This window comes from Bacillus sp. EAC (genome assembly GCF_002156875.1).
Lineage (GTDB): Bacteria > Bacillota > Bacilli > Bacillales > Bacillaceae_G > Gottfriedia.
The window spans coordinates 23,077-37,658 of record NZ_NCSY01000015.1 but is presented as its reverse complement, the minus strand read 5'-3'; the positions used below and the strand labels follow the sequence as shown (position 1 = coordinate 37,658).

The following is a 14,582-nucleotide window of genomic DNA, read 5'->3' as shown; positions in this document are numbered from 1 at the left end:
GAAAGGGAGGTAGGCCCCTTGATAGATGTAAACAATTTCGAGTATATGAAGATCGGACTTGCATCGCCTGACAAAATTCGCTCGTGGTCATACGGGGAAATTAAAAAACCTGAAACAATTAACTACCGTACATTAAAACCTGAAAAAGATGGTCTTTTTTGTGAACGTATTTTTGGACCTACAAAAGATTGGGAATGTCATTGCGGTAAATACAAGCGTGTACGTTATAAAGGTGTAGTATGTGATCGTTGTGGAGTTGAAGTAACTCGCGCAAAAGTACGTCGTGAGCGTATGGGTCATATTGAATTAGCTGCTCCAGTATCACATATTTGGTATTTCAAAGGTATTCCAAGCCGAATGGGACTTGTTTTAGACATGTCCCCTCGTGCTCTGGAAGAAGTTATCTACTTTGCTTCTTACGTTGTAACAGAAGCGGGAGATACTCCTTTAGAAAAGAAACAATTACTTTCTGAGAAAGAATTCCGTGCTTATCGTGAGCGCTACGGTCAATCTTTCCAAGCATCTATGGGTGCTGAAGCAATTAAAAAGCTTTTAAGCGACATTAATCTTGAAAAAGATGTTGATTCTTTAAAAGAAGAATTAAAAACTGCTCAAGGTCAACGTCGTACTAGAGCAATTAAACGTTTAGAAGTGTTAGAAGCATTCCGTAATTCTGGTAATGAGCCATCATGGATGATCCTTGATGTACTACCAGTAATTCCACCTGAATTACGTCCAATGGTTCAATTGGATGGTGGACGTTTTGCAACTTCGGATCTAAATGATTTATATCGTCGTGTAATTAACCGTAACAACCGTTTAAAACGTTTATTAGATCTAGGTGCACCAAGCATCATCGTTCAAAACGAAAAACGTATGCTTCAAGAGGCTGTTGATGCGTTAATAGACAATGGTCGTCGTGGCCGTCCAGTTACTGGACCTGGTAACCGTCCATTAAAATCTCTTTCTCACATGCTTAAAGGTAAGCAAGGACGTTTCCGTCAAAACTTACTTGGTAAACGTGTTGACTACTCTGGTCGTTCGGTAATCGTAGTAGGACCCAACTTACAGATGTATCAATGTGGACTACCAAAAGAAATGGCGATTGAGTTATTCAAGCCATTCGTGATGAAAGAATTAGTTGAACGTGGGTTAGCACATAACATTAAGAGTGCAAAACGTAAAATTGAACGTTTACATCCAGAGATTTGGGATGTATTAGAATCAGTTATCCGTGAGCATCCGGTGTTATTAAACCGTGCCCCGACTCTTCACAGACTTGGTATTCAAGCGTTCGAACCTACTTTAGTAGAAGGCCGTGCGATTCGTCTACATCCGCTTGTATGTACAGCATACAATGCCGATTTTGACGGTGACCAAATGGCTGTTCACGTTCCATTATCAAGTGAAGCTCAAGCAGAAGCTCGTATCCTGATGCTTGCAGCACAAAACATCCTTAACCCGAAAGATGGTAAACCAGTAGTTACACCATCTCAAGATATGGTATTAGGAAACTATTACTTAACTCTTGAGCGTGCAGGCGCTGTCGGTGAAGGTATGGTATTTAAAGATATCAATGAAGCATTAGTTGCATACCAAAACGGTTATGTACATTTACATTCTCGTGTTGCTGTTGCAGCTGGTACGTTAAATAACGAAACATTTACTGAAGAACAAAATAACTCATTATTAATCACAACTGTTGGTAAGCTTATCTTCAATGAAATCTTACCTACATCGTTCCCGTTTATTAATGAACCAACTCAGAGTAACCTTGAAAAGGAAACTCCGCAGATGTATTTTGCTTCTAAAGGCGCAAATATTAAAGAAATTATTGAAAGTAGAGAAGAAATTGCTCCTTTCAAAAAGAAAATCCTTGGAAATATCATTGCTGAAGTATTTAAACGTTTCAAAATTACTGAAACATCAAAAATGCTTGACCGCATGAAGGATCTTGGATTTAGATATTCTACTAAAGCTGGTATTACTGTTGGTGTTTCCGATATCATCGTATTACCTGAAAAGCAATTAATTATTGCTGAAGCTCAAGAAAAAGTAGATAAAGTTCTGAAACAATTCCGTCGTGGTTTAATCACTGAAGAAGAGCGTTATGATCGTGTAATCGCAATTTGGAGTGATGCGAAGGATGTAATTCAAGGAAAACTGATGGCTTCATTAAATAAACGTAACCCAATCTTTATGATGAGTGACTCTGGTGCCCGTGGTAACGCGTCGAACTTCACTCAGCTTGCAGGTATGCGTGGTCTGATGGCCAACCCGGCTGGTCGTATTATCGAGTTACCAATTAAATCTTCATTCCGTGAAGGTTTAACAGTACTTGAATACTTCATCTCAACACATGGTGCTCGTAAAGGTCTTGCTGATACAGCGCTTAAAACAGCCGATTCTGGTTACTTAACTCGTCGTCTAGTTGACGTTGCACAAGATGTAATTGTTCGTCAAGATGACTGTGGTACAGATCGCGGATTACATGTTAAAGCTATTAAAGAAGGTAACGAAATTATCGAATCTCTTTACGATCGTTTAGTAGGTCGTCATTTACGTGCTACTTTACGTCACCCAGAAACAGGTGTATTAATGGCTCAAGAGAACGATTTAATTACTGAAGACTTAGCTCGCGAAATTATCGACGCTGGTATTGAAGAAGTTAATATCCGTTCTGCGTTCACATGTAATACTAACCATGGAGTATGTAAAAAATGTTATGGTCGCAACTTAGCTACAGGTGCTGAAGTAGAAGTTGGTGAGGCAGTAGGTATTATCGCTGCTCAATCAATCGGTGAACCAGGTACTCAGTTAACGATGCGTACATTCCATACAGGTGGTGTAGCAGGGGACGATATCACTCAAGGTTTACCTCGTATTCAAGAGTTATTTGAAGCGCGTAATCCTAAAGGTCAAGCAGTTATTTCTGAAATTGATGGTATTATCTCGATTCAAACAGATGCGAAAGATAAACAAGAAATTGTTGTTCAAGGTACTGTTGAATCTAGAAGCTATCCAGTTCCTTATGGCGCTAGACTTAAAGTTCAAGATGGTGAATCAATCGAACGTGGTCAAGTAATGACTGAAGGTTCAATTGATCCAAAAGAACTTTTAAAAGTAAAAGGTACAAATGCTGTTCAAGAATACTTACTGCGTGAAGTTCAAAAAGTATACCGTATGCAAGGGGTAGAAATTGGTGATAAACACGTAGAAGTAATGGTTCGTCAAATGCTGAAGAAAGTTCGTGTAATGGATGCTGGTGAAACAGAATTATTACCTGGAACATTACTAGAATTACATCAGTTTACTGAAGCGAATAAAGAAGCTTTATTTGCAGGTAAACAACCAGCGACTGCTCGTCCGTTACTACTAGGTATTACAAAAGCATCATTAGAAACAGACTCATTCTTATCAGCCGCATCATTCCAAGAAACAACGCGTGTATTAACTGACGCTGCGATTAAAGGAAAACGTGATGAGTTGCTAGGATTAAAAGAGAATGTTATTATAGGTAAGTTGGTTCCAGCTGGAACAGGTATGAATAGATACCGCAGAGTAGATCTTGTTAAAGAGCTACATGCATCAGTTGAAACGAATGAAGAAGTATTAGTTGAAAAATAAACTTAAAATATTTTAAAACTTGAGTTGACATCATTTGATGAAAAATGATAAGATATTCAAGGTTGCTCCTAGACAATAGCACTGCTAATCTTAGCAGGTTAGACCCGGGGCTAATTTAGGAATATACAGTTAAAACTGTTTTTGTGAGAAGGAAGGCTTCTTCCTTCTTGCAAAAACTTTGTTTTCAACTAATTATGAACCACCTGGATGTGTGGTCTTATAAATATGTGAAGGGAGGAAAACTCATGCCTACTATTAACCAGTTAGTGCGTAATGGACGTACTTCTAAAGTATGGAAATCAAAATCACCAGCATTAAACAAAGGTTTCAACTCATTAAAGAAAAAATCAACTGATTTATCAGCTCCACAAAAACGTGGTGTTTGTACTCGTGTTGGTACAATGACTCCAAAGAAACCGAACTCAGCATTACGTAAATATGCTCGTGTACGTTTAACTAACCAAATCGAGGTTACTGCTTATATCCCAGGTATCGGACACAACTTACAAGAGCACAGTGTTGTTCTTATTCGTGGAGGACGTGTAAAAGATTTACCGGGGGTACGTTACCACATCGTTCGTGGAGCGTTAGATACTGCAGGTGTTAACAACCGTATGCAAGGTCGTTCTAAATACGGAACTAAGAGACCAAAAGCAGCTAAGAAGTAATAAATATCAACTAGTTGAAAGGAGGAAATAACATGCCACGTAAAGGTCCTGTTGCAAAAAGAGATGTATTGCCAGATCCACTTTATAATTCAAAATTAGTTTCTCGTTTAATCAATAAAATGATGATTGACGGAAAAAGAGGGAAATCTCAAGCTATCTTATACGGAGCATTCGAATTAATCCAAGAACGTTCTGGTAAAGAACCAATGGAAGTATTCGAAGCAGCTCTTAAAAATATCATGCCGGTTCTAGAAGTTAGAGCTCGTCGTGTTGGTGGTTCTAACTACCAAGTACCAGTTGAGGTACGTCCAGAGCGTCGTACAACTTTAGGTCTTCGTTGGTTAGTAAACTATTCTCGTCTTCGTGGAGAAAAAACGATGGAAGAGCGTTTAGCTAACGAAATTCTTGATGCAGCTAACAACTCAGGTTCTGCAGTTAAGAAACGTGAAGATACACACAAAATGGCAGAAGCGAACAAAGCGTTTGCTCACTACCGTTGGTAAGATTAAAAGCAATTTAGTTATTTCTGCACATAATGAATGTTGGTTAAGTCGTTCACCTATTTTCAAACTAGCTACCCTAGTTTAAATAGGTGAACGTCGGATTACATAACTTAGGATGACATGAAAGTTCTTTGCTTGTAGTACTTAACTCTATAACATGAAATATGTATAGGAATAACTTTTTCTTATACTAAAAAAAATCCTACTTACAATTGGAAGGGAGAAAGAACCCTTATGTCAAGAGAGTTCTCCTTAAATAATACTCGTAATATCGGGATCATGGCTCATATCGATGCTGGTAAAACAACAACAACTGAGCGTATCCTTTATTACACTGGTCGTATTCACAAAATCGGTGAAACTCATGAAGGAGCTTCACAAATGGACTGGATGGAGCAAGAGCAAGAGCGTGGTATCACTATCACTTCTGCTGCTACAACAGCTCAATGGAACAACCACCGTGTAAATATCATTGATACTCCAGGTCACGTAGACTTCACTGTAGAAGTTGAACGTTCTTTACGTGTACTTGATGGCGCAGTAGCAGTTCTTGATGCTCAATCAGGTGTTGAGCCTCAAACTGAAACAGTATGGCGTCAAGCAACTACTTACGGAGTTCCACGTGTAGTATTCGTTAACAAAATGGATAAAATCGGCGCGGATTTCTTATACTCTGTAGGAACATTGCATGATCGTTTACAAGCTAACGCACACCCAATTCAATTAGCAATGGGTGCTGAAGATAATTTCTGGGGTATTGTTGACCTTGTTGAAATGAAAGCTATTAAGTACAACAACGACTTAGGAACTGACATTGAAACAATCGAAATCCCTGAAGAATATCAAGAACTAGCTGAAGAATACCGCGGAAGATTAATCGAAGCAGTAGCTGAGCTAGATGAAGAATTAATGATTAAATATTTAGAAGGCGAAGAAATTACTATTCCAGAATTAAAAGCTGCAATTCGTACAGCGACTTGTTCAGTTCAATTCTACCCAGTAGTATGTGGATCTGCTTTCAAAAATAAAGGTGTTCAATTAATGCTTGATGCAGTAATTGACTACTTACCATCACCATTAGATGTACCTGCAATTATGGGAACTATTCCTGATTCTGATGAAGAAAAAGTTGTTCCTTCAAGTGACGACGAGCCTTTCGCTGCATTAGCATTCAAAATCATGACTGACCCTTATGTAGGTAAATTAACGTTCTTCCGTGTTTACGCAGGTACGTTAGAATCTGGTTCTTACGTTCAAAACTCTACGAAAGGTAAGCGTGAGCGTGTAGGACGTATCCTACAAATGCATGCTAACTCTCGTCAAGAGATTTCGAAAGTATATGCTGGAGACATCGCTGCTGCTGTAGGTCTTAAAGACACTACAACTGGAGATACTCTATGTGATGAAAAGAATTTAGTTATTCTTGAGTCTATGGAATTCCCTGAGCCAGTTATTCACATTGCAATCGAACCAAAATCTAAAGCTGACCAAGATAAAATGGGTCAAGCATTAGTTAAATTAACAGAAGAAGATCCAACTTTCCGTGCACATACTGATCAAGAAACTGGTCAAGTAATCATCGGTGGTATGGGTGAACTTCACCTTGATATCATTGTTGACCGTATGCGTCGTGAATTCAAAGTTGAAGCTAACGTTGGTGCTCCTCAAGTAGCATACCGTGAAACTTTCCGTTCTTCTGCACAAGTAGAAGGTAAATTCGTTCGTCAATCTGGTGGACGTGGACAATTCGGACACGTTTGGATTGAATTCTCTCCAAACGAAGAAGGAAAAGGCTTTGAGTTTGAAAACGGTATCGTTGGTGGTGTTGTTCCTCGTGAATACATCCCAGCAGTTGCTGCAGGTCTTGAAGATTCTCTTAAAAATGGTGTATTAGCTGGATTCCCACTAATCGACATTAAAGCTCGTCTATTTGACGGTTCTTACCATGATGTTGACTCGAATGAGATGGCGTTTAAAGTAGCAGCTTCATTAGCTCTTAAAAATGCTGTTAAGAAATGTAACCCAGTTCTACTTGAACCACTTATGAAAGTAGAAGTTGTTATCCCTGAGGAATACTTAGGAGATATCATGGGTGATATTACTTCTCGTCGTGGACGCGTTGAAGGTATGGAAGCTCGCGGTAACGCACAAGTAGTACGTGCAATGGTACCTCTTTCTGAGATGTTTGGTTATGCAACTTCATTACGTTCTAACACTCAAGGACGTGGAACGTTCTCAATGGTATTTGACCATTACGAAGATGTACCAAAATCAATCTCTGAAGAAATTATCAAAAAATATAAAGGTGAGTAATTGATTATTTAGTTCTCATCATGTATAACTATTTATGTTAGCTATAAAGGGGAATTGCCCCTTTATGGCATAATAATAAAACTAAAATTAATTTTCTTAATTATAAGGAGGATTTTTACAATGGGTAAAGCTAAATTTGAACGTGTAAAACCACACGTTAACATTGGTACAATCGGACACGTTGACCATGGTAAAACTACATTAACTGCTGCTATTACAACTGTATTAGCTAAAGTAGGTGGAGCAGAAGCTCGTGCTTACGATCAAATCGATGGTGCTCCAGAAGAAAGAGAACGTGGAATCACAATCTCTACTGCACACGTTGAGTATGAAACTGAAACTCGTCACTATGCACACGTTGACTGCCCGGGTCACGCTGACTATGTTAAAAACATGATCACTGGTGCTGCTCAAATGGACGGTGGTATCTTAGTAGTATCTGCTGCTGATGGTCCAATGCCTCAAACTCGTGAGCACATTCTTTTATCTCGTCAAGTAGGTGTACCATACCTAGTTGTATTCATGAACAAATGTGACATGGTTGACGACGAAGAATTACTTGAATTAGTTGAAATGGAAATTCGTGATCTTTTATCTGAATATGAATTCCCTGGCGATGACATTCCTGTAATCAAAGGTTCTGCACTTAAAGCTCTTGAAGGTGATGAAGCTTGGGAAGCTAAAATCCATGAATTAATGGCTGAAGTTGATTCTTATATCCCAACACCAGTTCGTCAAACTGACAAGCCTTTCTTAATGCCAGTTGAGGACGTATTCTCAATCACTGGTCGTGGAACAGTTGCTACTGGACGTGTTGAGCGTGGTGTAGTTAAAGTCGGTGAAGTAATCGAAATCATCGGTTTCACTGAAGAGCCAAAATCAACTACTGTAACAGGTGTTGAAATGTTCCGTAAACTTCTTGATCAAGCAGAAGCTGGAGACAACATCGGTGCACTTCTTCGTGGGGTTGCTCGTGACGATATCCAACGTGGTCAAGTTTTAGCTAAACCAGGTTCAGTTAAACAACACACAAAGTTCAAAGCTGAAGTTTACGTTTTATCAAAAGAAGAAGGTGGACGTCACACTCCATTCTTCGCTAACTACCGTCCACAATTCTACTTCCGTACAACTGACGTAACTGGAATCATCCAATTACCAGAAGGTACTGAAATGGTTATGCCTGGCGACAACATCGAAATGACAGTTGAGTTAATCAACCCAATCGCTGTTGAAGAAGGAACTAAGTTCTCTATCCGTGAGGGTGGACGTACTGTAGGCGCTGGCGTAGTTGCTACAATCGTTGAATAATTAAACTTACAAGCTTAGAAGATAATATCTTCTAAGCTTTTTTTATTTGTAAACTGGAAATATTTAATACAATAGAAGAAACTGATTCTTGCTTGATTTTCATTTGTAGAGATAATATAATAACAAAGTACAAAAGACGACAAAATCACTATCTAAATTAAACTTATAACTAATGCTTGCAAAGGCATTATTTTTTATGTATAATAGTTGATGTTGGTCTTTGACTGCGTAGAAATGGAAGGTTGCTGATACACCCGGCCGCTTTGCCATGGCGAGTGTAAGGAAATTTCCATGGAGTATGTCTATTATATAAATAGGCGAAAAAGGAGGGAAAATTATGGCAAAAGAAAAAATTCGTATTCGTTTAAAAGCTTACGATCACCGTATTTTAGATCAATCTGCTGAAAAAATCGTTGAAACTGCGAAACGTTCAGGTGCTTCTGTATCTGGTCCGATCCCATTACCAACTGAGAAATCAATTTACACGATTCTTCGTGCGGTTCATAAATACAAAGATTCTCGTGAGCAATTCGAAATGCGCACACACAAACGTTTAATCGATATCGTGAACCCAACACCACAAACTGTTGATTCACTAATGAGACTGGACTTACCGTCTGGCGTTGATATTGAAATCAAGCTTTAATAACAATATAGAAAATTCAGGAGGTGTGACTTATGACTAAAGGAATCTTAGGGAAAAAGATCGGTATGACACAAGTATTTGCTGAAAATGGTGAGTTAATTCCAGTAACTGTTATCGAAGCAGCTTCAAACGTGATTTTACAAAAGAAAACTGCTGAAACTGACGGATATGAAGCAATCCAAATCGGATTTGCTGATAAACGTGATAAAATCGCTAACAAACCTGAAAAAGGCCACGCTGCTAAAGCAAACACTGCACCTAAGCGCTTCGTTCGTGAAATTCGTAATGCTGATATGTCAGCTTATGAAGTTGGTCAAGAAGTCAAGGTAGATATATTTGCAAATGGTGACATCGTTGATGTAACTGGTACTTCAAAAGGTAAAGGATTCCAAGGTAGCATTAAGCGCCACGGACAATCTCGTGGACCAATGTCTCACGGTTCTCGTTACCACCGTCGTCCAGGGTCAATGGGTCCTGTAGCTCCAAACCGCGTATTTAAAAACAAAGCATTACCAGGACGTATGGGTGGAGAAAAAGTAACTGTACAAAACTTACAAATTGTTAAAGTTGACGCTGAGCGTAACTTACTATTAGTAAAAGGTAATGTACCAGGTGCTAAAAAATCTTACGTAACAATCCGTTCTGCGGTTAAATCTAACTAATTAATTAGAAGAAAGGAGGAAACCAAATGCCTAAAGTTACTATGTTTAATCAAACTGGTGCTCAAGTAGGAGAAATCGAATTAGCAGATGCTGTTTTCGGAATCGCTCCAAACGAACACGTTTTATTTGACGCTGTAATGATGCAACGTGCGTCATTACGTCAAGGTACACACAAAGTAAAAACACGTTCTGAAGTACGTGGTGGTGGTCGTAAACCATGGAAACAAAAAGGAACTGGACGTGCTCGTCAAGGTTCTATCCGTTCTCCACAATGGCGTGGTGGTGGTATCGTATTCGGTCCAGCTCCAAGATCATACGCTTATAAATTACCTAAAAAGGTACGTCGCTTAGCAATTAAATCTGCTTTATCTACGAAAGTATTAGAGCAAAGCATGTTAGTGCTTGAAGATTTAGTGTTAAACGCGCCAAAAACAAAAGATATGGTTACTGTATTACAAGGCTTATCTGTACAAAAGAAAGTCTTAATCGTTACAGCTGACTTAAATGAAAACGTAGCTTTATCTGCTCGCAATATCCAAGGAATTACAGTACTTGCAGCAAATGAAGTTAATGTAATCGACGTTTTACATCATGATACTTTAATCATGACTAAAGCTGCGGTGGAAAAAGTAGAGGAGGTGCTTGCGTAATGAAGGATCCTCGTGATATTATCAAACGCCCGGTTGTCACTGAAGCTTCTATGGATGCTATATCAGAGAAAAAATACACTTTCGAAGTTGATGTAAGAGCTAATAAAACTGAAGTTAAAGATGCTGTTGAAGCAATCTTCGGTGTTAAAGTAGAAAAAGTTAACATTATGAACTACAAAGGTAAGTTTAAACGTATGGGTAAACATGCTGGTTTCACTAACCGTCGTAGAAAAGCAATCGTTAAATTAACTGCTGATAGCCAAGATATTCAATTATTCGAAGGCGTTTAAAACTAACTACTAGAAAAGGAGGGAACTTACGATGGGAATCAAAAAGTATAAACCAACCACAAACGGTCGTCGTGGAATGACTACTAATGACTTTGCTGAGATCACTACTGACAAACCAGAAAAATCATTACTAGCACCACTTAGTAAAAAAGCTGGCCGTAATAACCAAGGTAAAATTACTGTTCGTCACCAAGGTGGTGGACATAAACGTCAATACCGTATTATCGATTTCAAAAGAGATAAAGATGGTATACCAGGACGCGTTGCTACAATCGAGTATGATCCAAACCGTTCTGCTAACATTGCATTAATTAACTATGCTGATGGAGAAAAACGTTACATTCTTGCACCTAAAAACTTAGTTGTTGGAATGGAAATTATTTCAGGTCCTGAAGCTGATATTAAAGTAGGTAACGCTTTACCACTTGTAAACATTCCAGTTGGTACAACAATCCACAATATCGAATTAAAACCTGGTCGTGGAGGACAATTAGTACGTTCAGCTGGTACTTCTGCTCAAGTATTAGGTAAAGAAGATCGTTATGTACTTGTTCGCTTAAACTCTGGTGAAGTACGTATGGTATTAGCTACATGCCGCGCGACTGTAGGTCAAGTAGGTAATGAGCACCACGAACTTATTAACATCGGTAAAGCAGGTCGTTCTCGTTGGATGGGTAAACGCCCAACTGTACGTGGATCTGTAATGAACCCAGTTGATCACCCACACGGTGGTGGTGAAGGACGCTCTCCAATCGGACGTAAATCACCAATGTCTCCATGGGGTAAACCAACTCTTGGTTACAAAACTCGTAAGAAAAACAAAGCGTCAGACAAGTTTATCGTACGTCGTCGTAAAAAATAACGCGGTTGTGCTACGGTTCACTAGAACCGTAGGTCAATCACGAAGGGAGGTACCACAATGGGACGCAGCCTGAAAAAAGGTCCATTTATTGATGATCACTTATTAGCAAAAGTTGAGAAATTAAACGAAACTGACTCAAAGCAAGTTGTAAAAACTTGGTCACGTCGTTCGACTATTTTCCCACAATTTATCGGACATACTATAGCAGTGTACGATGGTCGTAAACACGTACCTGTATATGTATCAGAAGATATGGTAGGTCACAAACTTGGTGAATTTGCTCCAACTCGTACTTATAAAGGTCACGATGCGGATGACAAGAAAACTAGAAGATAATGAGAGGAGGCACTCCAATGCAAGCAAAAGCTGTACTGAGAACAGTTCGTATCGCTCCTCGTAAAGTTCGTCTAGTAGTCGATTTAATCCGAGGTAAACAAGTTGGCGAAGCGATCGCAATCCTTCGACACACACCAAAAACTGCTTCTCCTGTTGTAGAAAAATTATTAAAATCTGCTATTGCAAATGCAGAACATAACTATGATATGGATGTTAACAACTTATTCATCGAGAAAGTATTCGTTGATGAAGGTGCAACATTAAAACGTTTCCGCCCACGTGCACAAGGACGTGCTAGCGCGATCAATAAACGCACAAGCCACATTACAATCGTGGTATCAGAGAAGAAGGAGGGATAATCGATGGGTCAAAAGGTAAATCCAGTCGGACTTCGTGTCGGTATAATCAAAGATTGGGAATCTAAATGGTATGCAGAGAAAGATTACGCAGACTTTTTACATGAAGATATTAAAATTCGTGAATATATCAGCACTCGTTTAAAAGATTCTGCTGTTTCTAAAGTAGAAATCGAAAGAGCTGCTAACCGTGTAAACATCACTGTTCACACTGCTAAACCTGGTATGGTAATCGGTAAAGGTGGTTCTGAAGTTGAAGCACTTCGTAAAGCTTTAAACAACCTTACTGGTAAACGTGTTCATATCAACATCATTGAAATTAAAAGAGCAGATCTTGATGCTAAATTAGTAGCTGAAAACATCGCTCGTCAATTAGAAAACCGTGTTTCTTTCCGTCGTGCTCAAAAGCAAGTACTTCAACGTGCTATGCGTGCTGGTGCATTAGGTATCAAAACACAAGTTTCTGGTCGTCTTGGCGGAGCAGATATTGCTCGTTCTGAATCATATAGCGAAGGTACAGTGCCACTTCATACATTACGTGCAGATATCGATTATGCAACTGCAGAAGCAGATACAACATACGGTAAACTTGGCGTAAAAGTATGGATTTACAAAGGTGAAGTTCTTCCTACAAAAAAGAAAGCTTCTGAGGAAGGAGGAAATTAATTATGTTAATGCCTAAACGTGTTAAATATAGAAGAGAGCATCGTGGTAAAATGCGTGGACGTGCCAAAGGTGGTACTGAAATTGCATTCGGTGAATTCGGTTTACAATCAACTGAAGCTTCTTGGATTACTAACCGTCAAATTGAAGCAGCGCGTCGTGCAATGACTCGTTACATGAAACGTGGCGGTAAAGTATGGATTAAGATCTTCCCTTCTAAGCCTTACACAGCTAAACCTCTTGAGGTTCGTATGGGTAGCGGTAAAGGTGCTCCAGAGGGTTGGGTAGCAGTTGTTAAACCAGGTAAAATCATGTTTGAAATCGCTGGTGTATCTGAAGAGATCGCACGTGAAGCTCTACGCTTAGCAGCTCACAAATTACCAGTTAAATGTAAGTTTGTAAAACGCGAAATAAATGGTGGTGATTCTAATGAAAACTAATGAGATTCGCGATCTTACTACTGCTGAAATTGAATTAAAAGTGAAATCTCTTAAAGAAGAGTTATTTAACCTTCGTTTCCAATTAGCTACAGGACAATTAGAGAACACTGCTCGTATCCGCGAGGTTCGTAAAGGCATTGCTCGTATGAAAACTGTAGTACGTGAAAGAGAGATCAACTCTAACAACTAATCATGAGGGGAGGTTTGCACAGTGAGCGAACGTAACCAACGTAAAGTTTACACAGGACGTGTAGTTTCTGATAAAATGGATAAGACAATTACGGTTGTAGTTGAAACTTATAAAACACACAAGCTATACGGAAAACGCGTTAGATATTCTAAGAAATATAAAGCGCACGATGAGCTAAACCAAGCAAAAGTTGGCGATATCGTAAAAATCATGGAGACTCGTCCATTATCAGCTACAAAACGTTTCCGTTTAATTGAAATTGTAGAAGAAGCTGTTATTATCTAATAGATGATCGGATATTATTCCTAATCCGAAAGGAGGTCAATTTGACATGATCCAACAAGAAACTCGTTTAAAAGTTGCTGACAATTCAGGTGCTCGTGAATTACTTACTATTAAAGTATTAGGTGGTTCAGGCCGTAAAACTGCCAACATCGGTGATATCATCGTATGTACAGTGAAACAAGCAACACCAGGTGGCGTTGTTAAAAAAGGTGATGTAGTTAAAGCCGTTATCGTTCGTACGAAGCGCGGTGTTCGTCGTCCAGACGGTACTTACATTCGTTTTGATGAAAACGCAGCTGTTATCATTAAAGATGATAAGAGCCCACGTGGTACTCGTATTTTCGGACCAGTTGCACGTGAATTACGTGATAGCAACTTCATGAAAATCGTATCATTAGCTCCAGAAGTACTATAATTAATGAACTACAATAAATACTTCAGAAAGCCTTATTAAGGAGGTGCACGAAGAAGATGCATGTAAAAAAAGGTGATAAAGTTCAAGTTATCTCTGGCAAAGACAAAGGAAAACAAGGCGTTATCCTTGCTTCATTTCCAAAGAATAACCGCGTACTAGTTGAAGGTGTTAACATCATTAAAAAACACTCAAAACCTACTCAAGCTAACCCACAAGGTGGCATCATCGAGAAAGAAGCACCAATCCATGTTTCTAATGTTATGGCATTAGATCCAAAAACTGGAGTACCTACACGTGTAGGTTACCAATTAGTGGATGGTAAAAAAGTACGTATTGCTAAAAAATCAGGCGAATTACTTGATAAATAA

The 14,582-nt window shown here is 39.0% G+C and carries 18 protein-coding genes; all 18 read left to right on the top strand.

Features of this window, described 5'->3' with window-relative positions; translation table 11 throughout:
* Positions 1–18: 18 nt before the first annotated feature.
* The 18 genes from rpoC to rplX all read left to right on the top strand — a co-directional run bounded on the left by rpoC (position 19) and on the right by rplX (position 14,582).
* Positions 19–3,627 (top strand): DNA-directed RNA polymerase subunit beta', encoded by a 3,609-nt coding sequence (rpoC, locus tag B7R65_RS19845; RefSeq protein WP_088044565.1) that lies wholly within the window; start codon positions 19–21, stop codon positions 3,625–3,627.
* Between the two features lie 245 nt (positions 3,628–3,872).
* Positions 3,873–4,295, top strand: a complete 423-nt coding sequence (rpsL, locus tag B7R65_RS19840) for a 30S ribosomal protein S12 (RefSeq protein WP_088044564.1) — start codon at positions 3,873–3,875, stop codon at positions 4,293–4,295.
* 32 nt (positions 4,296–4,327) lie between these two features.
* A complete protein-coding gene (gene rpsG / locus B7R65_RS19835) occupies positions 4,328–4,798 on the top strand; it encodes a 30S ribosomal protein S7 (RefSeq protein WP_088044563.1) in 471 nt (156 codons plus the stop codon).
* Positions 4,799–5,032: 234 nt separating this feature from the next.
* Entirely contained in the window at positions 5,033–7,111 is a 2,079-nt protein-coding gene (gene fusA, locus B7R65_RS19830) for an elongation factor G (protein ID WP_088044562.1), read from the top strand.
* 120 nt (positions 7,112–7,231) lie between these two features.
* Positions 7,232–8,419 (top strand): elongation factor Tu, encoded by a 1,188-nt coding sequence (gene tuf, locus B7R65_RS19825; protein ID WP_088044561.1) that lies wholly within the window; start codon positions 7,232–7,234, stop codon positions 8,417–8,419.
* A gap of 337 nt (positions 8,420–8,756) precedes the next feature.
* Positions 8,757–9,065 carry a 30S ribosomal protein S10 gene (gene rpsJ / locus B7R65_RS19820; RefSeq protein ID WP_088003795.1) on the top strand — a complete coding sequence of 103 codons (309 nt, stop codon included), beginning with the start codon at positions 8,757–8,759 and terminating at the stop codon, positions 9,063–9,065.
* Positions 9,066–9,097: 32 nt separating this feature from the next.
* Complete coding sequence (rplC, locus tag B7R65_RS19815; RefSeq protein ID WP_088044560.1) at positions 9,098–9,727, top strand: 50S ribosomal protein L3; 630 nt, start codon at positions 9,098–9,100, stop codon at positions 9,725–9,727.
* A gap of 26 nt (positions 9,728–9,753) precedes the next feature.
* Positions 9,754–10,377 (top strand): 50S ribosomal protein L4, encoded by a 624-nt coding sequence (gene rplD, locus B7R65_RS19810; RefSeq protein ID WP_088044559.1) that lies wholly within the window; start codon positions 9,754–9,756, stop codon positions 10,375–10,377.
* Positions 10,377–10,667, top strand: coding sequence for a 50S ribosomal protein L23 (rplW, locus tag B7R65_RS19805; protein ID WP_088044558.1), 291 nt, complete (start codon positions 10,377–10,379; stop codon positions 10,665–10,667). The genes rplD and rplW overlap by 1 nt, the downstream gene beginning before the upstream one ends.
* A 31-nt stretch (positions 10,668–10,698) precedes the next feature.
* A complete protein-coding gene (gene rplB / locus B7R65_RS19800; protein ID WP_088044557.1) occupies positions 10,699–11,529 on the top strand; it encodes a 50S ribosomal protein L2 in 831 nt (276 codons plus the stop codon).
* Between the two features lie 57 nt (positions 11,530–11,586).
* Positions 11,587–11,865, top strand: coding sequence for a 30S ribosomal protein S19 (gene rpsS, locus B7R65_RS19795; RefSeq protein WP_069033610.1), 279 nt, complete (start codon positions 11,587–11,589; stop codon positions 11,863–11,865).
* Positions 11,866–11,882: 17 nt separating this feature from the next.
* Positions 11,883–12,224 carry a 50S ribosomal protein L22 gene (rplV, locus tag B7R65_RS19790; RefSeq protein ID WP_088044556.1) on the top strand — a complete coding sequence of 114 codons (342 nt, stop codon included), beginning with the start codon at positions 11,883–11,885 and terminating at the stop codon, positions 12,222–12,224.
* A gap of 3 nt (positions 12,225–12,227) precedes the next feature.
* Positions 12,228–12,887 (top strand): 30S ribosomal protein S3, encoded by a 660-nt coding sequence (rpsC, locus tag B7R65_RS19785; RefSeq protein WP_088044555.1) that lies wholly within the window; start codon positions 12,228–12,230, stop codon positions 12,885–12,887.
* A gap of 2 nt (positions 12,888–12,889) precedes the next feature.
* The gene (gene rplP / locus B7R65_RS19780) at positions 12,890–13,324 is read left to right on the top strand and encodes a 50S ribosomal protein L16 (RefSeq protein ID WP_088044554.1); all 435 of its coding nucleotides are present in this window, start codon (positions 12,890–12,892) and stop codon (positions 13,322–13,324) included.
* Positions 13,314–13,514, top strand: a complete 201-nt coding sequence (gene rpmC, locus B7R65_RS19775; protein ID WP_088044553.1) for a 50S ribosomal protein L29 — start codon at positions 13,314–13,316, stop codon at positions 13,512–13,514. Before rplP ends, rpmC begins: the two co-directional genes overlap by 11 nt.
* 21 nt (positions 13,515–13,535) lie before the next feature.
* Positions 13,536–13,799 (top strand): 30S ribosomal protein S17, encoded by a 264-nt coding sequence (gene rpsQ / locus B7R65_RS19770; RefSeq protein WP_088044552.1) that lies wholly within the window; start codon positions 13,536–13,538, stop codon positions 13,797–13,799.
* A gap of 46 nt (positions 13,800–13,845) precedes the next feature.
* Positions 13,846–14,214, top strand: a complete 369-nt coding sequence (gene rplN / locus B7R65_RS19765; protein WP_088003815.1) for a 50S ribosomal protein L14 — start codon at positions 13,846–13,848, stop codon at positions 14,212–14,214.
* 56 nt (positions 14,215–14,270) lie between these two features.
* Positions 14,271–14,582, top strand: a complete 312-nt coding sequence (gene rplX / locus B7R65_RS19760) for a 50S ribosomal protein L24 (RefSeq protein ID WP_088044551.1) — start codon at positions 14,271–14,273, stop codon at positions 14,580–14,582.